This window comes from Streptomyces sp. NBC_01260, assembly GCF_036226405.1.
GTDB classification, from domain to species: Bacteria; Actinomycetota; Actinomycetes; order Streptomycetales; family Streptomycetaceae; genus Streptomyces; species Streptomyces laculatispora.
This window is the reverse complement of record NZ_CP108464.1, coordinates 7,345,080-7,370,292: the sequence shown is the minus strand read 5'-3', so window position 1 is coordinate 7,370,292 and position 25,213 is coordinate 7,345,080. Positions and strand designations below refer to the sequence as shown.

The following is a 25,213-nucleotide window of genomic DNA, read 5'->3' as shown; positions in this document are numbered from 1 at the left end:
TCAGGCCGACATCACACATTCAAGTTCAGTAGCCAGCCTCAGCAAGATCACGAGCACCTCGCTCAACGCCTACGAGAACGAGCGTCAGCCACCCTCCCGGGGCTCGATCTCCTCTCTATCTGCTGCGCTCGGCTTCCCCGTATCGTTCTTCTCTGCCCCAGCGCCCGCCCCCATTCAACAGGGCTGGGCGAACCTGCGCAGGCCGTCCAAGCTCGCATCCCGCCAGCGCGACGGCGCACTCAGTTCCGCAACGCTGGCCGCGTCGCTCAACCCCTGGCTGGAGAGCCGATTCCATCTCCCCCAGCCGAATGTCCCCCGCCTTCAAGGGGGCAGCCCTGAGGAGGCCGCAGAGGCTGTTCGCACGCATTGGTACCTCGCGGACGCCCCCATCCAGGGCCTGGTCCCGCTCCTCGAAGCCAACGGGATCCGCGTCTTCTCACTGCCTCTGGAATTCACGGACGTCGGCTCATTCTCAGCTGTCCACAGCGGCACACCATTCATCTTCCTCACATCTCAGCAGCCCGACGCAGACAACCGGCTCGATGCCGCACGCGCGCTTGGACACCTTGTTCTCCGCCCCTCAACTGGTCAGATCGACTGGCGCGCCTTTGAGACAGAGACCGATAGGTTCGCCGCTGCCTTTCTGATGCCCCGCACGGGGCTCTTGGCCCACATGCTCCGCAACGCAACCCCCGAGAGAATCGCAACGGCCAAAGGCCTCTGGGGTGTCCCCGCCACGGCGCTGGCCCATCGCCTGCATGGGCTGGGCCTGACACAAGAGTGGAACTTCCGCCGAGCTCTCGCCCAGGTCAAACAGACTTCGCTCAGCCGTCGCGATCACGCCACGTCGGAGACAAGCGCTCTACTGCCGAATGTGTTCAAGGCCCTTCAGGCACAAGGGCTCACCCCGCACGATGTCGCCGAGCACCTCTGCCTCCCGATGTGGGAGCTGAACAACTACATGCCCGGATTCGATCTGCTGGCCTTCGCTCCTCCCTCCGCAGGAGAAATTCGCAGCCAATCGGCAACATAGAGCCGGACAGTCGCCCTCAACCCCCCTGAGCGACAACGTCTTCCCGGACCTCCGAGGTCACGCCGTTCGCTGCATCTTGCGTATTCACAGGTCAACGACACACCGCATCGACAACCTGGAACCGGACGGGACAATGGGACTCGTAGATGCTTGGGCCTGGACAGCGTCAGCGCCACCTCGGGTGCTGCCGGAAAATTGATCGTCAGGGCGGACCAGGCCGCCTACCGTTCCGCCATGCAGATCGTTGTGACGCTGGACTGTGTCGACACCGAAGCGCAAGCGGCCTTCTGGCTCGCCGCGCTCGCCCCACTGGACTACCGGCGCGGCTTCCATGGACCGCCCTACCTGAGCCTGGTCGCGCCCGCTCCTGCACCAACCCTTCTCCTACAGCACGTGCCAGAACTCAAACAGGGCAAGAACTGCATGCACCTTGACCTCGACTTTGGCACAGCGGACTTAGCGTCCGAGGTCAGTCGCCTCGAACGACTCGGCGCTGCGCAGCTCTCCGAAGAACTCAGTGAACACGGCTTTCGCTGGATCGTCGTTGCCGACCCGGAGGGCAACGAGTTCTGCGTATTCAATCCTCCGAACAGCACCAACGTTCCGGAAATAGTTGCGAGGTCGGGCTGAGCTCCCACCACGGCCTGGGAAGCCGCCTGCGGCGGCTTCCCAGGCCGAAGCTCGTTGATCCGTCGGTGACTCGCCCTTGCCGGGCCGTCTGGACCTCCATCGAAGGTGCCCGCCCTCCCAGACACTCACGAACGGAAACCGCCGACAACGAAGGCTGGGACGTCTGCACACGCGTCAACCTGGACGACAACGTCTCCTGGGATTTCGTGAGCTGCCGTGTTCACCGTGATTTGTCTATCCCCTGGTCACCGACGTGCCTGGCGAGAAGGTCGAATGGGACGGGACATGGTCTCACTGAAGATTGACCACTGGCAGGTTCGTCTCACCGGAGTTTGACCGCCGCTGTTCTGTGTCACCGATCAGATTGGTTCGCCAGCCGCGCACCGCTCGGGTGGCGACCGGCGCTGAGCGGCCCTGTGAGCCCTGAGAGAATCAAGGGATGGCGGACTCACCTATGCAGATCAATGCCCTCATCGTCGATAGCACTGACCCGGAACGGCTTGCCGCGTTCTGGTCCGAGTTGCTTGGCCGGCCAGTCGTGGGGCGCATGGGACCCTATGTATGGCTGCAGCGCGAGAACGGCCTGGGCCTGGGCTTCCAGCGAAGCGACAAGCCCAAGTCTGTGAAGAACCGTATGCACTTCGATGTCACCTCACCCAACCCGTCCGCAGAGCAGCAGCGTGTCGAGGCGCTCGGCGGGCGCCGGCTGGAGGAGTACGACGCCGGCGGGTTCCTGGTGATGGCGGATCCCGAGGGCAATGAGTTCTGCATCATCCCCGAAGGCCCCTTCGAACTCGATGACGAGGGGCGCGCGGACTACCTCATCTGACCGGCCTGCCCATCTGAGCCGGAAGGCCGTCGACTCCCCCGCCGTCACCAGAGTTTGACCGACGGTGGCGATACGCCTTCTGCCTGCAGCTTTGCGAGCACGTCGGGTCTGTCAAACGAGCGGCTCTGACAAGATTTTCGTAGCCGTTGATCGCTCGCCAGGATGCATCAGTTGAGCAGGATGCGGTGGCGGAGGAGACGGAAGCCGGCCCGGCCGTACATCTGGCGCTTGATCAGTTTCGTCTTGGTGTTGACGCCTTCGGCCCCGCCGTTGCGGAACGGGAGTGTGAGCCCGTTGGCGACGGCGTCGTGGTCGCGTTCCAAGCCGCGGGTGAAGGCGTGCAGGTGGGGGAGGTCGTCCTCGCGGACACGGGAGATCCACTCGTGGAGGCGACGGCCGTTGTCCGCGGCGGGTTTGAGGAGGTCCGCGAAGGTGCGGATGTGTCCGGTCAGGGCGGTCATCTCGGGGCAGGACCCGGTCAGGGCCGTGAGGAGCTCGCGGTCTTTGTCCTTCAGCTGATCGGGGGCGGTGCAGAGCAGGCTCTTGAAGCGGCGGGGCGAGACGGCGGGGCGGTCGGACTCGACACGGCCTTGGTTGATGTAGCGGTAGAGGAGGTTCGAGCTGCCTCGGTAGCCGAGGTCCTTGATCTCCTTCAGGAGCTGCCTGACACTCACGGCAGGATCCTCCTCGCGACGCCGTCGCAGGTGGTCGCGGTAGGGGTCGACCAGGGTGGGCCGGTACTGCGGGGCCTTCTTCAGCTGCTCGGGCTCGGGGACGCGGGCATAGCGCTTGACGGTGTTCAGCGCCAGTTGCAGGCGGCGGGCGCATTCCAGCAGGCCGACGCCCTGGTCGAGCAGGGTGTGGACCTGATGCCAGCGCTCGCGGGTGGTCTCCTCGCGGACGCGGGCCTGGGAGGGCGGCCCGTATTTCGCCCAGCAGCCGGCGTGCGCGTGGACCTCCTTGAGGACGGCCTCGCCGAGGTTGTGCCACAGGTGCCAGCGGTCGGCGACCTGCGGCACCTCGGGCAGTGCGTCGGTGACGGCCTGCGCGTAGCCGGCCGCGCCGTCCCGGCAGACCGCCTCGATACCGGGACGGCCACGCAGCCAGGCCGTCAGGGTCTCGGCCTTGCGGTCGGGCAGGACCTCGACGCGCTCGCGGGTTTCGGCGTCGATCAGGATCGTGGCGTAGCGGTGGCCGCGCCGCAGTGCGAAGTCGTCCACACCGAGCACCGTGGGCACCGCCACTGCGGGCAGGGGGATGCGTAACAAGCAGGTCAGCATGCTCGCCCACGACAAGGTCTGGTGCAGATGGAGCAGCAGTCGGGCCCCGGCTCTCCCGGCCAGGGCCGTCGCGACCGCCGCGATCACTTTCTGCAGGGCCGGGGTACGCCGCTGGTAGCGCACCGTCAACCCGGGGACTTGTTCGACGAACGTGGTCTTGGAGCAGTCCGGGTTCTCGCAGTACAAGCGGCGCACCGACACATCGATCACCACCGGTCTCCCGCCGATCGCCTCGTCGGCGACATGCCGCACGTACCGGCTGTGCTCCCACATCGATTCCTGCCCGCAGCCCGGGCAGACCACCGAGACCCCTGCGGCGGTCCGCACCGTGATCCTGACCAGGCCGTCGCCTGTCTCTACCCCCTCGACCAGCACCGAAGCCAGGTGAGGAAGCAGGGCCGTCAACTCGACATCACACGCCACCAGCCTGCCCCAACAGGCCACCCACCAAGGCCGGAACTGAGAAGACGATCAACGGCTACGAAAATCTCGTCAGAGCCGAACGTTTTATAGTCCCTGGACCGGGCTGAAGCCTCCTGAAGAGCGCCGTTGCGATGCTGAACGATCGCTATGCCAGATTCCCGGCTTCCGTCTCGGGCTCCTGGTCCGTGGCGGGCGCGACATCCACAGCAAGGAGGGCGACGGCGATGCGCTCGGTCTTCCGCCGACGCTCCGGATGACATCCGAGATGTTCACGCGCGGCGGCCAGGGTCTCGGCCGAGGGGACGGCACCGCGGCCGAGCAGGCGGTGCACCATCTCTTCCTGCCCGAACCAGACCGCCCAGTCAAGGGCGGTCTTGTGCTTCATCACCGCGTTGATGTCCGCCCCGCGGTCCAGCAGCAGGTCTACCGTTTCCGGGTACCCCTCGTCGCCGGTCGTGGCTGCCAGCACCAGTGGTACGTAGCCCAGCCGGCCTTGGGCTCCGGTACGGGCACCGGCATCGAGAAGAACCCCGACAATCGTCGTGTGCCCCTGGCTCGCAGCCAGGCACAGCGGTGTCGACTCCTGGTACTCACCCGCCTGCTGCTCCAGATCGGCCCCCGCTCCGACAAGTCGGCGGACGACATCGGCATACCCCTGTTCTACCGCCCGGTCCAGCGCCGTACGCCCGTCACCGTTCGGCGCATCCACCACGGCACCCTGCCCCAGCAGCCGGGATACCCCGATCACGTCGCCGTCGCCCGCCGACCTCACCAGTTGATCCGCGATGTCCATACCCCGATCATTCCGGGCCTCCAGGCCGGGCGAACACCGAGGTCGCCCAACAGTCCGATCCACCCGCCATCGAGGCGGAGCCCCGAACAGCGGATTCCGGTCCGGTCCAACTTCGCTGTCACGAACCGCCGATCGTCCAACTTCACTGGCAAACGATCCAGGTTCGATGGCACAGGACACATGTGCGGTCCACCGATCCTGAATTGGCCTTGGTCTGCGGCTTCGCGGCGCGCCTACGGTCGGGGCATGAGGATTCGAATCGTCGATGCGTTCACCGACCGCCCCTTCACCGGCAATCCCGCAGGCGTCCTGCTGTTCGGCCCGGACGGCTTCCCCGACGACAGCCGGCTCCAGCAGATCGCGGCGGAGCTGAACCTGTCGGAAACCGCGTTCGCGCACCCGCTGCCGCCGGGCGGCGCCGCCGACTGGGCGCTGCGCTGGTTCACCCCGGCCACCGAGGTCGACATGTGCGGCCACGCCACCCTCGCCACCGCCCACGTCCTGCACACCACCGCGACCGCGAGCGGCACGGTGCGGTTCGCCGCGCGGTGCGGCATCCTCACCTCGACCGCGCAGCCGGACGGCTCGGTCACCCTCGACTTCCCCACCGCGCCGCTGACCCCCGAGGCCACGCCGCAGGGGCTGGCCGCCGCGCTGGGCGCGGAGCCCGTGTCCGTGCACGACACGGGCCCGCACACCGGCGATCTGCTCGTGGAACTGGCCGACGAGGCGGCCGTACGAGGGCTGGCCCCGGATTTCGCGGCGCTGACCGCCCATTCGCGGCGCGGCGTCATCGCCACGGCCGCGGCCACCGGTCCCGGCTGCGGCTACGACTTCGTCTCCCGCGGCTTCTTCCCCGCCGTGGGCATCGACGAGGACCCCGTGACGGGGAGCGCACACACGGCCCTGGCGCCGTTCTGGTCGGCCCGGCTCGGCCGGGACGATCTGACCGGCCTGCAGGCGTCCGCCCGGTCCGGGCTGGTCCGCACCTCACTGCGGGGCGACCGGACCCTGCTGACCGGGCGCGCGGTGACGGTCCTGGACGGGGAACTGCTCGTCGCTCTGTGAGGAGGCGGGCACGAACGCCGGGAGGGGGTGTGCGGATCACCCCGCACACCCCTTCCCGGCATCCCGGCCCCGCGGCCTCTCACGGGGTGGGCAGCCAGCCCACCTTCCCGGCGAGCAGCGCGTATCCGACGAACGCCCCGATGTCGAGCAGGGCATGGGCCGCGACCAGCGGCCCCACCCGCTGCCAGCGGCGGTACAGCAGTACGAAGACGACCCCCATCACCATGTTCCCGATGAATCCACCGATCCCCTGGTACAGGTGGTACGAACCGCGCAGCACCGAACTGGCCACCAGGGCAGCCATCGGGGTCCACCCCAACTGCCCCAGCCGACGCAGCAGATAACCGACGACGATCACTTCCTCCACCACGGAGTTCTGGATCGCCGACAGGATCAGGACCGGGAACTTCCACCACACGTCCGGCAGCGACTCGGGAACGACCGTGAGGTTGAATCCGACGGCCCGGACCACCAGGTAGAAGGCCAGCCCGGCGCTGCCGATGCCCGCCGCCACCAGCGCGCCGCGCCCCAGGTCCGGTCCCGGCCTGGTCCGGTCGAAACCGATCGCCCGCAGGCCCGTACCCTCCCGGATCAGGAGATGGGCCACCAGGGCGACGGGCACGAGCGCCGTCGCGATGCCGAAGAGTTGCCAGGCGAGATCCAGCCAGGGACGCCCCGGCGCGTACGAGCTGTTGAGCGTCGCCGCCTGTTCCTTCAAACCCCCCGGTTTCGTCAGTGATCCGACAAAACTGATCAGGGCAGACACCCCGCTGGCCCCCAGCGAGAGAGCCAGCACCAACACCGTCTCGGACCGCAAGATCCGTCGTGACACGGCCTCCTGAGGATAAGAATCAGCCACGCGCCCCGCCTCCACCTGTACACCTGCCCTGAGTTGTGCATTCACGTCCCGTACCACTCCCCGCCCCGCTAGGGTCTCGAATACAGGTACGAAGATCATGCGCGACAGGCCGGGGGACGAGCACCATTGCCGATGGTGTGGTCCCCCTTTTCCTTGTTCATCCTCAAGGAGGGGCACCACCGACATGGGACGTCACAGCTTGCCCGACGACGACACGACGGACGGAAGCGGGGACCGTCCATCGAGCCGCCGTCGCACCGTAGCCATCGCCACCACGCTCGTTCTCGCCGTGGCGGCGGGAACCGCGGTAGCGGCCCAGGGCGGCTTGCTGTCGCTCTCGAAGTCCTGCGAGGACTCCGCGGTGCATCTGTCCATGGTGGCCTCCCCCGACATCGCTCCCGCCGTGCGTGCCATCGCCGACAAGACGCGCAAGGACGATCTGAGATCCGACGGCCGCTGCGTCGACGTGGAGGTGGTGGCCCGTGACTCGTACAAGGTCGCCGATGCGCTCGCCGACGGCACCCGCACGCCGGACTACCAGATGTGGCTGCCGGATTCCGATCTCTGGCTGAGCCGCGCGAAGGGGACCGGCGACGCCGTGCCGCTCACACCGGGCGACTCGGTGGCCTCCTCACCCGTGACCCTGGCCATGGTGCCCTCCGCCGCCAAGACCCTCGGCTGGCCGAAGAAGAAGTACACCTGGGCCGAGTTGATGGCCTCGGCGACGGAAGCCGGCAAAGTGCGGCTCGGCTCGGCCGACCCGGCGCGCAGCGCCACCGGCCTGCTGGCGCTCACCAGCATCGGCGCGTCCTCCGACAAGCAGGGCGGGGACAGCGACACCAGGGTCGCCGCCACCGCCAAACTCCTCGCCCAGCGGATGTCCGACGGCGACGGCCAGGTGCTCGGGACACTGGCCGGGGACGGCTCGGGCTCCGAGGAGGACGGTCCTGCCCGCAACCAGGCGGTGCTGCTCTCCGAACAGGCCGCGTTCGCCCACAACGCCGAGTCGACCGGGGCCGGAAAGCTGGACCTCTTCTACCCCACGGACGGCACCCCGCTGCTCGACTACCCGTTCACCCTGGTCAACGAGGACAAGCTGAGTACCGGCGAGAGCCGGGCGGCGCTGCGGTTCATGACGCTGCTGTCCGAGGAGAGCGCCCAGCACACGCTGGAGGAGCACGGCTTCCGGACCACCGACGGCACGGCGGGCGAGCGGCTCGTCGCGTCGGCGGGCGGCAAGTCGCCTCAGCCGTACGCCACCTCACCCGCCACCGCACCGTCCGACGACACGCTTCAGAAAACGCTCGGCATGTGGACGATCACCGTGCAGAGCGCGCGGCTCACCACGGTCGTCGATGCCTCGGGTTCGATGGCCACGATCGTGCCGGGCCGCAACCAGTCCCGGATGGACGTCACCAAGGCGTCCCTGATCGAGGCTCTCAACCAGTTCACCCCGAACGACGAGATCGGCCTCTGGGAGTTCGCCACCAGGCTCGACGGCGACAAGGACTACCGGCGGCTGATGGCGACCAGCCGGCTCGGGGAGCGGGCGAAGGGCGGCGGTACCCACCGCGAGAAGCTCGCCGCCGCGTTCTCGGCCCTGCAGCCCGTGCCGGACGGTGCGACCGGTCTGTACGACACCGCACTGGCCGCCTACAAGGAGGCGCAGCGCACCTATGTGAAGGGCAAGTTCAACGCCGTGGTGATCCTCACCGACGGCTCGAACGAGGACGACCGTTCCATCTCGCGCAGCGCCCTGATCGCCGAACTCAGGCGGATCGCCGACCCGGAGCGCCCGGTTCCGCTGCTCGCCATCGCGGTCGGCCCCGACGCCGACCGCGAAGAGGTGAACGAGATAGCCAAGGTGACCGGTGGCGGCGGCTACCAGGTCAACGACCCGGCCGAGATCCAAGCGGTGATCCTGCAGGCCGTCATGACCGCCGGACAGAGCGGCCGCGCCGCCCAGGAGTAGGGCCTCTCGTCCGGATCAGGCCGGGCTCGCGTGCCCCGATCCGGCCTGATCCGAACGAAAGCCCCTGTCGCCCGCGCCGCGCGCCGGAGCGGGCGCGCCATGAGTGAGCCTGTGCTTCCTGTGGGAGCGTGTGCGGCCGGCGGGGGCATCCCGGACCGGGCCCGGCCCCGCCGACGCTCACGTTCCGGGGACTCCCACCGGCCAGCTGTGCACGGGCTCGCCTCCCTGCATCAGTTCGCCGTACCGGCGGGTCATGGCGGCGAGCGCCGCGTCCCGCCCCAGTCCGGCGTCCCGCGCCCGGTGATAGGCGTCCGCCTGCCAGGACGCCCCGTTCGTCCGCCGCTTGCAGCGCTCCTCGATGATCCCGAGGTAGCGGTCGCGGTCGGCGGGCTCGATGTTCCACGCGTCGAGCCCGGCGGCGGCCAGCGGCAGTAGTTCGTCCCGTACGAGTTTGACGGCCGGAACCCTGGTCAGCCCGCCGGAGCGGCCGGGCCGGGGCCAGAGCAGTTCGGCGTCGATGCCCCGGCGGCAGGCGGTGTCGAAGTTCTCGGCCGCGGCGGCGAACGGCATTCTGGTCCACACCGGACGAGACTCCTCGGCAAGGGCCCGCACGAGCCCGTAGTAGAGCGCGGCGTTGGCGATCACGTCGGCGACGGTCGGCCCTGCGGGCAGCACCCGGTTCTCCACCCGGAGGTGGGGGACGCCGTCCGACAACCCGTACACCGGCCGGTTCCAGCGGTAGACCGTGCCGTTGTGCAGGACGAGTTCCTGGAGCCGGGGCACCCCGCCCTCGTCGAGGACCCGCAGTGGGTCCTCCTCGTCGCAGATGGGCAGGAGCGGGGGGAAGTAGCGCACGTTCTCCTCGAAGAGTTCGTACGCCGAACCGATCCACCGCTCCCCGAACCAGGTTCTGGGACGCACCCCTTGGTTCTGCAGTTCGGGCGGCCTGGTGTCCGTGGCCTGCTGGAAGAGCGGCGGACGCGACTCCCGCCACAGCTCGCGGCCGAACAGGAAGGGCGAATTGGCTCCCAGGGCCACCTGGACCGCGGCAACGGCCTGGGCGGCGTTCCACACATCCGCGAACCGTTCCGGGGTCACCTGCAGATGCAGCTGGACCGAGGTGCAGGCCGCCTCCGGCGTGATCGACCCGGAGGTGCAGACCAAACGCTCCACACCTTCGATATCAAGGGAGAAATCCTCGCCGCGCGCCGCCACCATTTGGTCGTTCAGCAGCGCGTAGCGGTCCACGTCGGAGAGGTTCGCGGGGACCATGTCCGCGCTGCCGACCGTGGGCAGTATTCCGATCATCATGATCCCGGCATCGACCTCGCCGGCCTTCCGGTCGGCATATCCGAGGCCGGTCCGCAGCTCTTCGGCCAGCTGATCGAGAACGCGTCCTTCCAGATGATGGGGAACAATGTTCACTTCCAGATTGAACATCCCGAGTTCTGTCTGGAAATCCCGGCTCGCGATGCGCTCCAGCACCTGTCCATTCAACATCTTCGGCATGCCGTCGGAGCCCGCCAGATTCAGCTCGATCTCCATGCCCATGAGGTTGCGCGGCCGGTCGAATCTCCGCTCCGCCAGGAGCCTCACCAGCCCCTCCAGGCACTGGTGGAGCTTCCGCCGGTACCTCTGCCGATCGGACAGGTCAAAGGCGCCCGCCACGACCTTCTCCCCCATCGAAGTGTCCCTCCTCGAGTGGGCAGCCCGCGGCCCAGGCCGCTCGCGTCACGATCGATAATGCCCAGACGAGGTGATCCATAACGCCCCGCGGACGGTGCGCACCCGCTAATCTGATGACCGCAGCCCCGGGCACATTCACTCGGCATGAAGCAGTGCACAGTTTCCACCTTCGGCACGCGAGGAATGCACCGACACGTTTCGGCCTACCGCGTCACAGGAAAAACCCGAGGCGACGGCTGCGCCGCTCGCACCGAATCAGCATAATCTCCGCATAATAAAGTCCGGATACCGTCTTGCCGGCAATAGTCGTGGCGGCTAGTGGAATCACCGCGTGAACACCTGTCGTATAAACTCCGCGGACGAGGCAGAGAGTTGACGCACCGGCTCAGTCACCGGCCTCCTCTGGCCCCACACGCCGACAGCGCCGTCTGCACCCGCCCACGCTCCACCGTGTCTCCGAAGTGAGAGGCGACCCACTATGCCGCTGCATGTTCCCCCGGCTCCCGCGCCCGCGCTGAGAAGCGTACTCGCGGCGCTCGGTTCACCCACCGCGGTCCGCGAGGCCCGCACCCCTGCCCTGCGGTCTGCCCAGGGACCGCTGAGCCCCGAGCACCCGCTCCCCGTCCATCTGCTGGACCGCATCGGACCGGGCGGGCTCACGCCCACCACCCGGCTCGCCGCCTGGCGCTTCCAGATCCGCGGAGCGGACCGGGCGGTCGCCGCGGCGGACACCATGCTCACCCCTGACGGCTGGACCTTCTCGCACTTCTTCGAGGGCCCCTACATCGCCTCGACCGAACTCGCCCTGCGCCAGGCGGAGGCGGCAAGCACGCACTACCAGCCGAGGCTGCTGTCCATCCCCGAGCTCTACATGCTGGCACTGTGGCTGCACGAGGACACCGAGGCCGACGCGTCCGGCGGGTCCCCCGCCCCGGCCGATCTGCTGGTACCGCTGGCTCCCGCCCCACCGGGCATCGCGGCACACCGTCCGCACCGGGTCGCCGATCTGCTTCCCGTGATCACCACCCGCATCACGCCCGGCCCCGGCCCCCTGCTCGGCTCCCCCGCCTGAGCCCCGGCCGCCCCCCACTTCACTGTGCCCCGCCGCCGATTCCGGTGGCGGGGCACAGCACTGCGGGGGCGCATTCGCGCCCCATCCGGACTAGCCCCATCCGGCCACCCCGAACCACCCGAATTGACAGGGCAGTTGCGTTGAACCGTCCGGCTGGGTGATGCGTCATGAGAGGAGATGAAGCGCTGCCGCGAAATCCCTGCGGATTGACGCCCGTGGGGCAACACTGGGACCGGACCGATCGATACGGGGGGCGGCCATGAACACCTCTTCAAGCCGCAGGACACTCAACTCAACGCAGCGAAAGAACCCAGCCATGTGTCAGCACCAGCCACCCTGCCCCACAGCCGACTCAGCCGACAGGGAAGCCGCCCGCCTGGTGGCGCACCATCCGGAACAGGGCTGGAGCCTGCTGTGCAACGGCGTCCTGCTCTTCGAGGACACCGGTGAGCTGCTCCCGGACGGCCAGATCATCGCGCCGCACCGGCCGCTGGGAACGGGCCGGGTGATGAACGCCGCCTGACCGCGGCAGGTACGAACGGGGGCCGGCCCGGAGAGATCTCCGAACCGGCCCCGACGCAGTTCCGCCTCACACGACGACGACCATGTCGTCGGTGTCGTCAGTTGTCGTACTCGTCCAGCGGCGGGCAGGAGCAGACGAGGTTGCGGTCACCGAACGCACCGTCGATCCGGCGCACCGGCGGCCAGTACTTGTCTGCGGCGGTGACTCCGGCCGGGAAGACCGCCACCTCACGGCTGTAGCCGTGTGCCCAGTCGCCGCCCAGCGCGGCAGCCGTGTGCGGGGCGTTGCCCAGCGGGTTGTCGTCCGCGCCCCACTCGCCGGAGGCCACCTTCTCGATCTCGCCCCGAATGGCGATCATCGTGTCGCAGAAGCGGTCCAGCTCCGCGAGGTCCTCGCTCTCGGTCGGTTCGATCATCAGCGTGCCCGCGACCGGGAACGACATGGTCGGCGAGTGGAAGCCGTAGTCGATGAGCCGCTTGGCCACGTCGTCGATGCTGACGCCGGTCGCCCTGGAGATCGGCCGCAGATCCACGATGCACTCGTGCGCGACCAGTCCGGCAGGGCCGTTGTACAGGATCGGGTAGTGCGGCTCCAGCCGCTTGGCGACGTAGTTGGCTGCGAGTACGGCGACCTGCGTCGCACGCTTCAGGCCTTCCCCGCCCATCAGGCGTACGTACGCCCAGGAGATCGGCAGGATGCCTGCCGAGCCCCACGGAGCCGCCGAGATCGGGCCGACCCCGGTCTCCGGACCGGCGGCGGGCTGCAGCGGGTGGTTCGGGAGGTACGGCGCCAGGTGCGCGCGCACACCGACCGGGCCGACGCCGGGGCCGCCGCCGCCGTGCGGGATGCAGAAGGTCTTGTGCAGGTTCAGGTGCGAGACGTCGCCGCCGAAGTGGCCCGGCTTGGCGAGACCGACCAGCGCGTTGAGGTTGGCGCCGTCGACGTACACCTGACCGCCCGCGTCGTGCACCTCGGCGCAGATGTCGGCGACGTGCTCCTCGAAGACACCGTGCGTCGACGGGTAGGTGATCATGAGCACGGCGAGCTCGTCGCGGTACTGCTCGATCTTGGCGCGGAGGTCCTGGATGTCGACCTCACCGTCGTCGGCGGTCTTCACCACGACGACCTTCATACCGGCCATCACGGCACTGGCTGCGTTGGTGCCGTGCGCGGAGGACGGGATCAGGCAGACGGTCCGCCCCTCGTCGCCGTTGGCACGGTGGTACGCCCGGACGGCCAGCAGCCCCGCGAACTCGCCCTGCGAGCCGGCGTTCGGCTGGATGGAGACCGCGTCGTAGCCGGTGACCTCGGCGAGACGCTCCTCCAGCTCGCGGATGAGCGTCAGGAAGCCCTGGGCCTGCTCGGCCGGTGCGAAGGGGTGCAGCGCGCCGAACTCGGGCCAGGTGATCGACTCCATCTCGGCGGTCGCGTTCAGCTTCATGGTGCAGGAGCCGAGCGGGATCATGCCGCGGTCCAGCGCGTAGTCGCGGTCGGCGAGCCGGCGCAGGTAGCGCAGCATCGCGGTCTCGGAACGGTGCTGGTGGAAGACCGGGTGGGTCAGTACGGCGTCCGTCCGCAGCAGCTGCTCGGGCAGCGCGTCGGCGGTCGTGGCGTCCAGTGCCTCGATGTCACCGCTCACGCCGAAGGCCCCCCACACGGACGCGATCTCCGTACGGGTGGTGGTCTCGTCGCAGGCGAGCGAGACGAGGTCGGCGTCGACGAGCCGCAGGTTCACGCCGCGCTCGCGGGCGTCGGCGACGACCTCCGCGGCCCGGCCGGGGACCCGGACGGTGAGCGTGTCGAAGTGGGAGCCGGTCACGACGTCGGCGCCGGCGGCGCGCAGGCCCTCGGCGAGGATCGCGGCGTAGCGGTGGGTGCGCCGCGCGATCGTCCGCAGCCCGTCCGGACCGTGGTAGACGGCGTACATGCCGGCCATCACGGCGAGCAGCACCTGAGCGGTGCAGATGTTGCTGGTGGCCTTCTCGCGGCGGATGTGCTGCTCGCGGGTCTGGAGGGCCAGCCGGTAGGCCTTGTTGCCGTCCGCGTCCACGGACACGCCGACCAGGCGGCCCGGCAGGCTGCGGGCGAACTTCTCGCGCACGGCCATGAAGCCGGCGTGCGGTCCGCCGAAGCCCATCGGCACACCGAAGCGCTGTGTGGTGCCCACCGCGATGTCCGCGCCCAGCTCGCCGGGCGAGGTGAGCAGGGTGAGCGCCAGCAGGTCGGCGGCCACGGTGACGATCGCGCCGAGCTCGTGGGCCTGCTCGATGACGGGCCTGAGGTCGCGCACGGCTCCGGAGGCGCCCGGGTACTGCAGCAGCACACCGAAGACGCCGCGCTCGGCGATCTGGGCCGGGATGCCGTCGGTGAGGTCGGCGACGACGACCTCGACACCGGTCGGTTCGGCGCGGGTCCGGATCACGGCGACGGTCTGCGGGAGGGCGTCCTCGTCGACCAGGAAGACGCCGTTCTTGACCTTGCCGACGCGCCGTGCCAGCGCCATCGCCTCAGCGGCGGCGGTGCCCTCGTCGAGCAGCGAGGCACCGGAGGTGGGCAGCCCGGTCAGGTCGGCGACCATCGTCTGGAAGTTCAGGAGGGCTTCGAGGCGGCCCTGGGAGATCTCCGGCTGGTACGGCGTGTAGGCCGTGTACCAGGCGGGGTTCTCCATCACGTTGCGCAGGATCACCGGCGGGGTGAACGTGCCGTAGTAGCCGAGCCCGATCATCGGGGCCAGCACCTGGTTGCGGTCGGCGAGCGCACGCAGCTCGGCCAGCACCTCGGCCTCGGTACGGGCCGTCGGCAGCTGGAGCGCCTCGGCGCTCCGGATGACATCGGGCACCGCGGCCGCGGTGAGCTCGTCGAGCGAGCCGTAACCGACCTGGGCGAGCATCTTCGCCTGCGCCGCGGCGTCAGGACCGATATGACGCTGCTCGAACGGGATTCCCTGTTCCAGCTGGGAGAGCGAAGTGCGACGGGGGGTCATGGTGGAGGCCTCCTGGTCTGTCACGACCTACGAGGGGCACCACGGCGCGGGGTGCCCGAACGGCCTCCCCCTCTGTCATCTCAACCTGAGAGCTTCACCGGTGCCCACTGCGCGCACCGGCTTTCACCGTCGGTGAGGGAGGGATCCACCTCGGCACACGGCCGTGCGGAACCCGCCCTGCTTTCCAGAGTGACCTCGTCCGTGCGGTACGGGGGCCTGAGAGATTCCGGGGAGGATTTGCTCCTTCGGCGCCTCCGGATTCGCTCCGGAGGACTCTCCCGCACGGGGTAAGCAGCCGTCTCCCAGCCTACCAGCGGGGTTCCCGGCTGAATTCTCGAGTGGCCAACCCCACGGATCTGCACTTCTGTGGTTCCTGTGGGGTAGCCGCGACCAGTGGGAGGGACCGTGCAGACCGATATCGATCCGCGCAGCCTGATCGGCCGCAAGGCATTCGACCGCGAGGGTACCAAGATCGGAACCGTGGACGAGGTGTACCTCGACGACGCGACCGGCGTGCCGGAGTGGGCGGCCGTACGCACCGGACTGTTCAGCCGGGACGCCTTCGTCCCGCTGGAACCCAGCGAATTCGTCGAGGACACGCTGCGCATCCCCTTCGACCGTGCGCTGATCAAGGACGCGCCCGACTTCGGGGTCGGCCGGCATCTCTCGCCGGAACAGGAGCTCCAGCTCTACCGGCACTACGGTCTGGACTCCCCGCCCGAGGAGACCGGCCCGGACCGGGACTTCGGCAGGCTGGCCGGCCAGGACGAGTAGTCGACCGGGTCCCGCACGAGCGGCAGCGGATCGGCCGGCCGGAGTGCCGGATCGTCGATACGGAACGTACGCACCCGGCCGGGCGCCGATTCCGGCTCCTCGAAGCGCACTGTCACCCGGCCGACGCCGCTGCCCTGCACCCAGCCGTGGCCATGGGTGTCGTGCCGTACGTCGTGTCCGGCCGGCCAGCGCCGGGCGGCGAGCTGCTCGGCGCTCTCCGGGCCCGGCTCCGGCCGACCGTCGTCCGTACCGGCGTCCGCTCCGGCCTCCGCACGGTCGGCCAGCCCGGCGGCGGCGAGCCCGGCCGCGGTGCGCTCGTCGGCCGCCTGCGCGAACAGGTCCTCCTGGGTGTAGTCCGCGAGCCCGGTGACGCCCACGCCCAGCAGCCGCACTCCCCCGGTGGTGTCCACGGACTCCAGGAGTCGCGCCGCGGCCTCCCGGACCACCGTGGGGTCGTCGGTGGGCCCGCGCAGCGTCTCGGAGCGGGTCAGGGTCGAGAAGTCGTACCGCCGCACCTTCAGCACCACGGTCCTGCCCGAGCGCTCCGCCGCCCGCAGCCGCTGGACGCACCGGTCGGCGAGCCGCTCCACCTCGCTCCTGACCCGGACACGGTCGTGCAGGTCCGTGTCGAAGGTGTCCTCGACCGAGACCGATTTCGCGTCGCGCTCGGCGACGACCGGCCGGTCGTCCCGGCCGGACGCCATCCGGTGCAGTGAGCCGCCGTGCGCCTTGCCCAGCAGCCGTACGAGCTCCGCCTCGCCCGCCTCGGCCAGGTCGTTCACCGTGGTCATCCCGGCGCGGCGCAGATGGTCCGCGGTGGCCGGCCCGACGCCGGGCAGCGTGCGGACCGGCATGGGTGCGAGCAGATCCCGCTCGGTGCCCGGTGCTATCAGCAGGATCCCGTCGGGCTTCGCCTCCTCCGAGGCGATCTTGGCCAGCATCTTGGAGCCCGCGAGGCCGACGGAGCCGCTGAGTCCGGTGACCGCCTCGATCGCCTCGCGCAGCTGCTCACCGATCGCCAGCGCGGAGGCCGTGTCGTCCGCGGTGCCGCCTGCCTCCAGGTCGACGAAGGCCTCGTCCAGGCTCAGTGGCTCCACCAGCGGCGACAGCCGGCCCAGCAGCTCCATGACCTGGTCGCTCACGGACCGGTACAGGGAGAAGCGCGGCACCAGGTAGGCGGCGTTCGGCGCCAGCCGTCGGGCCTGCGCCATCGGCATCGCCGAGTGGACCCCGAAACGCCGGGCCTCGTACGAGGCGGTGGCGACGACCCCGCGGGGCCCCAGCCCGCCCACCACGACCGGCTTGCCACGCAGACTCGGCTTCGCCGCCTGCTCCGCAGAGGCGTAGAAGGCATCCATGTCCAGATGCAGGATGGTCGGCGCGGCTCTCACATCAACCGATGCTGCCCTACGGCACTGACAATCGCCGGGCGGCAACCGCCCTCGGGCCCGGGGAACCCCGGGCCCGGCCGGCCTCGCACCCGCTCAGCCGGCCCGGTTGCGCCGTCGGGCGAGCTCGTCGGCGGGGTTGTTCCCGACCAGCGTCTCGCCGGTGTCCACCCGCTCCCCGTGCAGCTGCGACAGCGCGGCGTCGACGTCCCGCCAGACCACCCCCACGGCGATTCCGAAGACGCCCTGGCCCCCTTGGAGCAGCTCCACGACCTCGGCGGGCGAGGAGCACTCGTAGACGGTCGCTCCGTCGCTCATCAGCGTCATGCGTTCCAGGTCCTGGAAACCGCGGTCCCGGAGGTGCTGGACCGTGGTGCGGATGTTCTGGAGGGCCACCCCGGTGTCGAGGAAGCGCTTCACGATCTTCAGCAGGACGACGTCCCGGAAGCTGTAGAGCCGTTGTGTGCCCGATCCATAGGCCGGGCGGACGCTCGGCTCGACGAGGCCCGTGCGAGCCCAGTAGTCGAGCTGCCGATAGGTGATCCCCGCCGCCGCGCACGCCGTCGGCCCGCGATAGCCGATGCCCTTGGCCGATGCCACGCCGTCCCCCGCCACCGCAGCCGGCACAGCCGGCTGCCTGATGGTCTGGTCGGCTGTACTCCCCTGCTGCGGATACGACCCACCCACTGCCGCACCGTCGCCGCTGCTTCTCACGCCGACCTCCGTCCTTGACCTGCCCACTCGAAGGTAGGCAGTCACCCGGGGTGCGTCAACGATCGCCACACTCGGCACGCCGAGTGATAATCACCCTGAGGGTGGTTTCCCGTGCCCCTCGGCGGGGAAAGGCTTGTCGGATGCGCTGACGGCGAGCCCCCTCGGGACGTCACTGGCTGTTCGTGCCGAAGTCCTCCGGCGAGATCTGATCGAGGAATTCGCGGAACTTCTCCACCTCGTCCTCCTGCTCGTCGGGAATCGCGATTCCCGCGTCGTCGAGCACGCCGTCACTGCCGTAGATCGGCGTTCCGGTGCGCAGGGCGAGTGCTATGGCGTCGGACGGCCGCGCACTCACCTCGACTCCGCTCGCGAAGACCAGCTCCGCGTAGAAGACCCCTTCTCGGAGGTCCGTGATCCGGACCTCGGTGAGCTCCTGGCCCACGGCCTCGAGCACATCCTTGAAGAGGTCATGGGTCAGCGGCCTGGCCGGAGCCATGCCCTGCTGAGCGAAGGCGATCGCGGTCGCCTCACCAGGACCGATCCAAATGGGGAGGTACCGGTCGCCTCCCACTTCACGCAGGAGCACGATCGGTTGGTTGGAGGGCATTTCCACCCGGACACCCACAACGTCGAGCTCGTTCACACAGCAACCCTAGGACGTGCTCGGCAGGTTTGGGTAGTCGGGGCCCACAGGGATCAGTGGAGCCTGATCTGGAGCGCGGTCTGCACGAGGGCCGAGTGCAGCCGTACAGAGAGCTCCGCGAGCTCCTTCGCAGTAGCCTCGGCATGGGCTCTGGTCTGCGGATTCCGGTGCCGGCGCAGTGGTGCGACGACCTGTTCGATCAGTCCGGCCTCCCGGTCCGCGGCCGCTCGCATGGCACGCAGATGCCGCGGTTCCAGACCGAATCGGCCCAGATCCGCCACAAGCCTGGCGACGGTGACCGTCTCGGCGTCGTACCCGCCGTCGGCCGTCGGAACGACCAGGCCGTAGGACTCCCACGCGTCGAGGTCGCTCTCGCTGACCTCCGCGGCAGCGAGAAGCTCGGCCCGGCCGATACGGGCGGCCGTGGCCCGGCCCGGCCCGCCGGTCCAGCTGCCGTCGGTGAGTTGGCGCTCGCCTTCCGGAGCCGGCAGGGCCACCTGCTCGCCCCGGGCGACGGCGTCCAAGTGCTCGCGGATGACCTTCAGCGGAAGATAGTGGTCCCGCTGCATCCGCAGCACCTGAGCGAGCCGCTCGACGTCGGCGGGGCGGAACTTCCGGTAGCCGGAGGGCGTCCGCTGCGGTTCCACGAGGCCCTCCGCCTCCAGGAAGCGGATCTTGGAGATGGTGACTTCGGGAAACTGGTCCCGCAGTTGCAGGAGCACCGTGCCGATGCTCATCGGGCGGTCGTCGGCGGTGGCGGTGCCGTTTCCGGCACCGCCCGTCGGTGTTCTCAGCATGGACCTTCCCTGACGGGTCAGATGGCCCGCTGGCTTGCGTAGAAGACCAGCCGGTACTTGCCGATCTGCACTTCGTCGCCGTTGGACAGCGCGACGGAGTCGATGCGCTCACGATTGACGTACGTGCCGTTGAGGCTGCCCACGTCCCCGACCGTGAAGCTGCCGTCGGGACTCCGGCGGAACTCCACGTGGCGGCGCGAGACCGTCACGTCGTCGAGGAAGATATCGCTCTGCGGGTGGCGGCCGGCCGTGGTCAGCTCGCCGTCCAGCAGGAAGCGGCTGCCCGAATTCGGACCGCGCCGCACCACCAGGAGCGCCGAGCCGAGCGGCAGGGCGTCCACAGCGGCCTGGGCCTCGGGCGAGAGCGACGGCGCGGACGTCTGACCGGTCGCCTCCGCCTCGTAGGCCTCAAGGCCCGAGATGGAGATGGTCGACGTCGTCTCCGAGGCCCGCTCGGGAACCCCGCCCCTCAGCGGCGCGCCGCAGTTGGAGCAGAACCGACTGGCTTCGGCATTGCGGTGCCCGCACCTCGTACAGACCGGCATGGACGAACCCTCCTGCCTCGGGGCGAACCCTCCACCCGCACTAGAGGTTGACGGTTCTCCGAAACCTATGCGGCCGGGACCGGCAGGGTCAACAGACGACGCGCCCGAATTGTCACCCCCCGAACCTGTCACCTGATCGCGGAAGAGCGGGCGCTCGGAGCCCTGCTCGTCGGCTTGACCATGGCGCGGCGCGCGATGGCGGGCAGCCTCATCGCGTGCGCTCTTGCCGAACAACTTCCCAAACAACTTCACGGGCGATTCCCCTTGACCGAAACAGACCCGCCCGTGGGGCAGGACGAACCCTGAATGAACACACCTGCCGACCCGGACATCTTCACAACGTCCGTATCCACTCGACAGTTTCCACCACGCACCACGATTACGATGCGGCGACCCCCCGCAACCTTCTGCCTGTGTCCCCCGACGCCCACGCGTCCCGGGTTCACTGGGTCGACGACCGAGCGTAGTCAGGCCGCTCGGCCGGTCGCAAGGCGTCCACGACAATGTCGTCGGCCTGCGACACATGCACGGTGGCCTGCTCCTTCTCCAGTGTCTGCACCACGCCGCCCGGGATGTTCAGCGCCGGTTCCAGATCCTGCGGCTTGCCGATGACCTTGAAGACGTACGGAGCCGAGATTTTCCGCCCGTCAACCTTGATGGCACCGCCTTCGCCGGAGAAGTATGTATTGGCCACGACTCGCACGCCATTGACCTCGATCGCCTCCGCGCCGGCTGCCCGAAGCTCCTGGAGCGCGTCGAGCAGCTTGTCCGCCTCCACCGCGTCACCCGGGTCGCTGATCGTGAGGGTGATCCCGGGGCCGTGCGCCGCCACGGTGCCCGCGAGGATGCCGAGTTGACGCTCCTTCTCGACCGTCTGCTTGCGGGCCTCCTCCGCCTGGTCGGAACTGTTCTCCAGCTCCGTGCGCTGGTCCTCCAGGCGCTGCTTCTCGTCCTCCAGCCGCTGTGAACGGTCGTCCACCTCGTCGAGGATGCGGACCAGGTCCTCCTGGCGCGCGCCGCGCAGAGCGCTGTTGTCACTGTTGGACCTCACCTGAATGGCGAGCCCCAGGCCGAGGACGAACAGCAGCACCGCGACGATGAGTTGGGCGCGGGTGACCCGTGGCGGCCAGAGTGCGGCGATCAGCCGCCGGCGTCCGTTGAGCTCCTTGGGAGCGTCCACTGGCCGCTCACCGGGCTGTTCCCGGTCGCCGGTGAATTCTTCGTCGTTGCTCATCGGCCTCAGGCCCGGAAGACGTGCCGACGGATGGCGGCGGCGTTGGAGAAGATCCGGATGCCGAGGACGACCACCACACCGGTGGAGAGCTGGGCGCCGACGCCCAGCTTGTCACCCAGGAAGACGATCAGGGCGGCCACGACCACGTTCGAGAGGAACGAGACCACGAACACCTTGTCGACGAAGATGCCGTCGAGCATGGCCCGCAGGCCACCGAAGACGGCATCGAGGGCGGCCACGACGGCGATCGGGAGATAGGGCTCGACCACCGCCGGCACTTCGGGCCGGACCAACAGTCCGACCACGACTCCCACGACGAGGCCCAGTACGGCGATCACGATGTGCCCTTCCCTGTGTCTGCCGCACCACTGCCGGTGTCTGCGGCCTTGTATGGCTCTGCTGTGCGTACGATCAGGCTCGGGGCGGCCGGAAGATTCACCTTCTCCTGGACGGAGATGCTGGTCCTGATGTCGAAGGTGTCCTTCAGCGCTTGCAGATACTGGCCGTCGGCACTGTCGCGGAAGGCGGCGCTGAGCTCTTTCCCGTCCCCCACCGCGAGCACCGAGTACGGCGGCACGAGCGGCTTGTTGTCGACCAGTATGGCGTCGCCCGCGGCGCGGATCGCCGACAGGGCGGTCAGACGCTGCCCGTTGATGGCGATCGCTTCGGCACCGGACTGCCACAGACCGTTCACGACCCGTTGCAAGTCCCGGTCCCGGACCCGTCCGGTGTCGGAGAAGCCGCTGGTCTCGCGCGGCCCGCCGCCGCCCTGGTCGGTGTCCTTCGCATCATCGACGACCAGCTTCACGCCGGGACCGTACACGGGCGTCGCGCCGGAGAGCAGAGCCACCAGTTCCGTCTGGTCCCCGCCGTGCTTCTCCAGCGCCTTGCGCTGACGCCTGCCGACATCGTCGCGGACCTTTTCGACCTGTGCCTCAAGAGTGTCGGCCGCAGCGGTCTCCGCGTCGATGCGGTCGATCAGCTCCTCGCGTTCCTTGGCGAGGACCGGTGCCGACACCCGCGCCTGCGCGGCTCCCAGCGTGACAACGAGCGCGGCCAGCACCAGGCATGCCGCGAATCCCAGCTTCGCCTTGAGGGTCCGGGGCATGCCCGCACGGCCGTCGGCCTTGCGACGAGCCGATGCCTCGGCGTATCCGTCGTCCAGGCTGTGGTCCATCACATTGGTCAGCAGCGACATGGACGCGTCGGGGCGCGCGGGCGGCGAGGCCGTACTCCGATCGGGGGGCTGCTGCGACATGCCGCACATCGTCGCACGTCGCAGGTGCTACCGCCGAATGGCCCCGCACCGATGCGTGGAGAGCTCGGGCCGGCGCGCTGCGGCCCGCCCGCGGGAACCGCGGACCGTCCGGCCACCGCGACGGCGTTCGTCCGCCGCCGCGGTGGCCCGACCCCCTCAGTTACCTGCGCTGTCCACGATCGCCGACCACTCGTCCAGGAGGGCCTGCGCCGAGGCGTCGTCCGGCCCTTCCGCCCAGAGATGGGTGACCGCTTCGGCCCGGTCCGGCAGCACCATCACCCAGCGACCGTCCGCCTCGACGACCCGCACACCGTCCGTCGTGTCGACATCACGGTCTCCGGCGGCCTCGACGACCCGGCGCATCACCAGCCCCTTCACGGCCCACGGTGTCGCCAGATCATGGCGCAGGACGTGGGCACGCGGGATGCGCGCATCGATCTGGCTGAGCGTGAGCTGCGTCCTGGCCACCAGCCCGATCAGCCGTACGAACGCGGCAGAGCCGTCGAAGACGCTGCTGAATTCCGGAACGATGAAGCCGCCCCGCCCGTCTCCACCGAAGATGGTGCCTTCCTCGCGCCCCACCCGGGTCAGATCGTCGGGAGACGTCGTCGTCCACTCGACCTGGGTGCCGTGGTACGCGGCCACCTGCTCGGCAACGCGGGTAGTGGTCACCGGCAGCGCCACCCGCCCGCTGCGCCGCTCGGCGGCGACGAGGTCGAGCATGACCAGCAGTGCCCGGTCGTCCTCAATGATCCGCCCCCGCTCGTCGACCAGGGAGAGCCGTTCGCCGACCGGGTCGAACCGGATACCGAAGGCTGCCCTCGCCGAGGAGACGATCTCCCCGAGTCGCACCAGTCCGGACCGCCGGGTCTCGGCGGACTCGGTCGGACGTGACTCGTCCAGGCCGGGGTTGATGGTCAGCGCGTCCACACCGAGCCGTCCCAGCAGGCTGGGCAGAACAAGCCCCGCGCTGCCGTTGGAGGCGTCGACGACGATCTTGAGCCCGGCGTCGGCGATTCCGGCGGTGTCCACGTTGCGCAGCAGTGACCCGGTGTACGAGTCGAAGACGCTGGACGGGAAGTGCAGGTCCCCGATCTCCCCGGGGAAGGCACGGCGGTATTCCTGCCGGGCGTAGACGCGGTCCAGCTTTCGCTGCTGAGCCTGGGAGAGGTCCGAACCGCTTGCGTCGAAGAACATGATGTCGACGGAGTCGGGGACGCCCGGCGATGTCCGGATCATGATTCCGCCGGCGCTCCCGCGTGCGGTCTGCTGGCGCGCCACGGGCAGCGGTACGTTCTCCAGGTCGCGGACATCGATGGCACTGGCCTGGAGCGCGGAGATCACCGCACGTTTCAGCGCTCGGGCACCACGGGAGTGGTCACGTGCGGTGGTGACCGTCGAGCCCTTCTTCAGGGTCGTGGCATACGCACCGGCCAGCCTGACAGCGAGTTCCGGCGTGATCTCGACGTTCAGGATCCCGGAGACACCGCGCGCCCCGAAGAGGTGGGCCTGTCCGCGCGACTCCCAGATCACCGAGGTATTGACGAAGGCGCCGGCCTCAATCGTCTTGAAGGGATAGACGCGGACGTTGCCCTGAATGATCGATTCCTCGCCGACGAGGCATTCGTCGCCGATGACGGCGCCGTCCTCGATCCGGGCCGCACGCATGATGTCGGTGTTCTTGCCGATCACGCAGCCCCGCAGATTACTGTGATCGCCGATGTACACGTTGTCGTGCACCACGGTCTTGTGCAGGAACGCCCCGCTCTTCACGACGACGTTCGATCCGATGACCGTGTGCTCACGGATCTCGACCCCGGCCTCGACCTTGGCGTAGTCGCCGATGTACAGGGGTCCCCGGAGTACCGCGTCGGGATGTACCTCCGCGCCTTCGGCCACCCATACACCGGGCGAGATCTCGAAACCGTCGATCTCCACGTCGACCTTGCGCTCGAGAACGTCGGCCTGGGCCTTGACGTAGCTCTCGTGCGTACCCACGTCCTCCCAGTAGCCCTCGGCGACATAGCCGTAGATGGGCTTGCCTTCCTTCATGAGCTGCGGGAAGACGTCTCCGGACCAGTCCACGGAGACATCGGCCTCGACGTAGTTGAAGACCTCGGGCTCCATCACGTAAATGCCCGTGTTGACGGTGTCCGAGAAGACCTGTCCCCAGGTGGGCTTCTCCAGGAACCGCTCGACCTGGCCCGCTTCGTCCACAATCGTGATCCCGAATTCCAGGGGATTCGGTACACGAGTGAGGCAGACCGTGACCAGGCCGCCCTTTTCCTTGTGGAAGGCGATGAGGTCGGTGAGATCGAAGTCGGTGAGCGCGTCACCGGAAATGACGAGGAAAGTGTCGTCCTTCAATGCCTCTTCGGCATTCTTCACGCTGCCCGCGGTGCCGAGCGGCTTCTCCTCGTTGGCATAGCTGAGCTCCATTCCGAGCTCTTCGCCGTCCCCGAAGTAGTTCTTCACCAGCGACGCGAGAAACTGGACGGTCACCACCGTCTCATTGAGCCCGTGCCTCTTGAGCAGCCGAAGCACATGCTCCATGATCGGCCGATTGGCTACGGGCAGGAGCGGCTTGGGCATGCTTGAGGTCATGGGGCGAAGGCGAGTGCCTTCACCACCTGCCATCACGACGGCCTTCATGTCGGAAACGTCCTCCTCGAAGAGACGACGGTCTAGCCGACTTCACCCGTCAGAGCG

The 25,213-nt window shown here is 68.8% G+C and carries 22 protein-coding genes and 1 riboswitch; of the genes, 8 read left to right on the top strand and 14 right to left on the bottom strand.

The window, feature by feature from the left end; genetic code table 11:
* The first annotated feature begins 10 nt into the window (after positions 1 to 10).
* The 3 genes from OG322_RS32900 to OG322_RS32890 all read left to right on the top strand — a co-directional run bounded on the left by OG322_RS32900 (position 11) and on the right by OG322_RS32890 (position 2,492).
* Positions 11 to 1,033, top strand: a complete 1,023-nt coding sequence (locus OG322_RS32900) for an ImmA/IrrE family metallo-endopeptidase (protein WP_329307791.1) — start codon at positions 11 to 13, stop codon at positions 1,031 to 1,033.
* A gap of 150 nt (positions 1,034 to 1,183) precedes the next feature.
* Positions 1,184 to 1,663 carry a VOC family protein gene (locus OG322_RS32895; RefSeq protein WP_329307345.1) on the top strand — a complete coding sequence of 160 codons (480 nt, stop codon included), beginning with the start codon at positions 1,184 to 1,186 and terminating at the stop codon, positions 1,661 to 1,663.
* Positions 1,664 to 2,102: 439 nt separating this feature from the next.
* Positions 2,103 to 2,492: a VOC family protein gene (locus OG322_RS32890; protein ID WP_123468157.1), complete on the top strand. Its 390-nt coding sequence runs from the start codon at positions 2,103 to 2,105 to the stop codon at positions 2,490 to 2,492.
* A gap of 167 nt (positions 2,493 to 2,659) precedes the next feature.
* Here the strand turns inward: OG322_RS32890 and OG322_RS32885 are convergent, their stop codons facing one another.
* Positions 2,660 to 4,195, bottom strand: coding sequence for an ISL3 family transposase (locus OG322_RS32885; RefSeq protein WP_329307344.1), 1,536 nt, complete (start codon positions 4,193 to 4,195; stop codon positions 2,660 to 2,662).
* Positions 4,196 to 4,340: 145 nt separating this feature from the next.
* Entirely contained in the window at positions 4,341 to 4,988 is a 648-nt protein-coding gene (locus OG322_RS32880) for an ankyrin repeat domain-containing protein (RefSeq protein ID WP_123468159.1), read from the bottom strand.
* 246 nt (positions 4,989 to 5,234) lie between these two features.
* Between OG322_RS32880 and OG322_RS32875 the strand changes: the two genes are divergently transcribed.
* The gene (locus OG322_RS32875; RefSeq protein ID WP_123468161.1) at positions 5,235 to 6,056 is read left to right on the top strand and encodes a PhzF family phenazine biosynthesis protein; all 822 of its coding nucleotides are present in this window, start codon (positions 5,235 to 5,237) and stop codon (positions 6,054 to 6,056) included.
* A gap of 79 nt (positions 6,057 to 6,135) precedes the next feature.
* Here the strand turns inward: OG322_RS32875 and OG322_RS32870 are convergent, their stop codons facing one another.
* Positions 6,136 to 6,915, bottom strand: a complete 780-nt coding sequence (locus OG322_RS32870; RefSeq protein WP_123468163.1) for a CPBP family intramembrane glutamic endopeptidase — start codon at positions 6,913 to 6,915, stop codon at positions 6,136 to 6,138.
* A 184-nt stretch (positions 6,916 to 7,099) separates the two neighbouring features.
* On the opposite strand from OG322_RS32870, the gene OG322_RS32865 reads away from it, so the two are divergent.
* Entirely contained in the window at positions 7,100 to 8,887 is a 1,788-nt protein-coding gene (locus tag OG322_RS32865; protein WP_123468165.1) for a substrate-binding and VWA domain-containing protein, read from the top strand.
* Between the two features lie 177 nt (positions 8,888 to 9,064).
* Here the strand turns inward: OG322_RS32865 and OG322_RS32860 are convergent, their stop codons facing one another.
* The gene (locus tag OG322_RS32860; protein WP_123468167.1) at positions 9,065 to 10,570 is read right to left on the bottom strand and encodes a glutamate-cysteine ligase family protein; all 1,506 of its coding nucleotides are present in this window, start codon (positions 10,568 to 10,570) and stop codon (positions 9,065 to 9,067) included.
* A 481-nt stretch (positions 10,571 to 11,051) separates the two neighbouring features.
* Here OG322_RS32860 and OG322_RS32855 point away from each other — a divergent pair, with 481 nt between their 5' ends.
* Positions 11,052 to 11,645, top strand: coding sequence for a hypothetical protein (locus tag OG322_RS32855; protein ID WP_329307343.1), 594 nt, complete (start codon positions 11,052 to 11,054; stop codon positions 11,643 to 11,645).
* A gap of 316 nt (positions 11,646 to 11,961) precedes the next feature.
* Entirely contained in the window at positions 11,962 to 12,168 is a 207-nt protein-coding gene (locus tag OG322_RS32850; protein ID WP_123468171.1) for a DUF5999 family protein, read from the top strand.
* A gap of 97 nt (positions 12,169 to 12,265) precedes the next feature.
* Here OG322_RS32850 and gcvP read toward each other — a convergent pair whose 3' ends face one another.
* A complete protein-coding gene (gene gcvP, locus OG322_RS32845; protein WP_123468173.1) occupies positions 12,266 to 15,151 on the bottom strand; it encodes an aminomethyl-transferring glycine dehydrogenase in 2,886 nt (961 codons plus the stop codon).
* Positions 15,152 to 15,345: 194 nt separating this feature from the next.
* Positions 15,346 to 15,442: riboswitch (glycine riboswitch) on the bottom strand.
* 114 nt (positions 15,443 to 15,556) lie between these two features.
* On the opposite strand from gcvP, the gene OG322_RS32840 reads away from it, so the two are divergent.
* On the top strand, positions 15,557 to 15,925 hold the full coding sequence (locus OG322_RS32840; RefSeq protein ID WP_123468175.1) for a PRC-barrel domain-containing protein: 369 nt from the start codon (positions 15,557 to 15,559) through the stop codon (positions 15,923 to 15,925).
* On the opposite strand, the gene OG322_RS32835 is transcribed toward OG322_RS32840, so the two are convergent.
* From OG322_RS32835 to OG322_RS32795, 9 genes are all read right to left on the bottom strand, one after another.
* Positions 15,850 to 17,316, bottom strand: a complete 1,467-nt coding sequence (locus OG322_RS32835; protein WP_329307342.1) for a DNA polymerase IV — start codon at positions 17,314 to 17,316, stop codon at positions 15,850 to 15,852. The genes OG322_RS32840 and OG322_RS32835 overlap by 76 nt on opposite strands.
* Before the next feature lie 93 nt (positions 17,317 to 17,409).
* Positions 17,410 to 18,027 carry a MerR family transcriptional regulator gene (locus OG322_RS32830; protein WP_123468179.1) on the bottom strand — a complete coding sequence of 206 codons (618 nt, stop codon included), beginning with the start codon at positions 18,025 to 18,027 and terminating at the stop codon, positions 17,410 to 17,412.
* A gap of 169 nt (positions 18,028 to 18,196) precedes the next feature.
* Positions 18,197 to 18,670: a bifunctional nuclease family protein gene (locus OG322_RS32825; protein WP_006123076.1), complete on the bottom strand. Its 474-nt coding sequence runs from the start codon at positions 18,668 to 18,670 to the stop codon at positions 18,197 to 18,199.
* A gap of 53 nt (positions 18,671 to 18,723) precedes the next feature.
* Entirely contained in the window at positions 18,724 to 19,467 is a 744-nt protein-coding gene (ftsR, locus tag OG322_RS32820; RefSeq protein WP_329307341.1) for a transcriptional regulator FtsR, read from the bottom strand.
* 17 nt (positions 19,468 to 19,484) lie between these two features.
* Complete coding sequence (locus OG322_RS32815) at positions 19,485 to 20,264, bottom strand: FHA domain-containing protein (protein WP_123468183.1); 780 nt, start codon at positions 20,262 to 20,264, stop codon at positions 19,485 to 19,487.
* Between the two features lie 190 nt (positions 20,265 to 20,454).
* Positions 20,455 to 21,246: a DUF881 domain-containing protein gene (locus OG322_RS32810; protein ID WP_123468185.1), complete on the bottom strand. Its 792-nt coding sequence runs from the start codon at positions 21,244 to 21,246 to the stop codon at positions 20,455 to 20,457.
* A 5-nt stretch (positions 21,247 to 21,251) separates the two neighbouring features.
* The gene (locus OG322_RS32805) at positions 21,252 to 21,584 is read right to left on the bottom strand and encodes a small basic family protein (RefSeq protein ID WP_003970459.1); all 333 of its coding nucleotides are present in this window, start codon (positions 21,582 to 21,584) and stop codon (positions 21,252 to 21,254) included.
* On the bottom strand, positions 21,581 to 22,504 hold the full coding sequence (locus OG322_RS32800) for a DUF881 domain-containing protein (protein WP_123468187.1): 924 nt from the start codon (positions 22,502 to 22,504) through the stop codon (positions 21,581 to 21,583). The genes OG322_RS32805 and OG322_RS32800 overlap by 4 nt, the downstream gene beginning before the upstream one ends.
* 156 nt (positions 22,505 to 22,660) lie before the next feature.
* Positions 22,661 to 25,156, bottom strand: coding sequence for a mannose-1-phosphate guanyltransferase (locus OG322_RS32795; RefSeq protein ID WP_123468189.1), 2,496 nt, complete (start codon positions 25,154 to 25,156; stop codon positions 22,661 to 22,663).
* Between the last annotated feature and the right edge of the window lie 57 nt (positions 25,157 to 25,213).